General features: G+C 43.2%; 1 pseudogene. It reads left to right on the top strand.

The features are described from left to right. A pseudogene (locus tag CD112_RS13220) lies at nucleotides 1-234 on the top strand (ornithine carbamoyltransferase); the annotation flags it as partial.

Here is a 234-nt window from a genome sequence, read left to right as displayed (position 1 = left end):
ACAAACACTTAAAGGAAAAAACATTGCATTAATTTTCGAAAAAGACTCAACTCGTACTCGTTGCGCATTTGAAGTTGCGGCAGCTGACCAAGGTGCAAGCACTACTTATCTTGGACCAACTGGTTCTCAAATGGGCAAAAAAGAAACAGCAGCAGATACAGCACGCGTTTTAGGCGGCATGTATGACGGCATCGAATATCGCGGATTCTCTCAACGTACTGTTGAAACATTAGC

The organism is Staphylococcus simulans (assembly GCF_002902285.1).
Lineage (GTDB): Bacteria > Bacillota > Bacilli > Staphylococcales > Staphylococcaceae > Staphylococcus > Staphylococcus simulans.
Note: the sequence above shows the minus strand (reverse complement) of the source record. Positions and strands in the feature narration are given on the sequence as shown.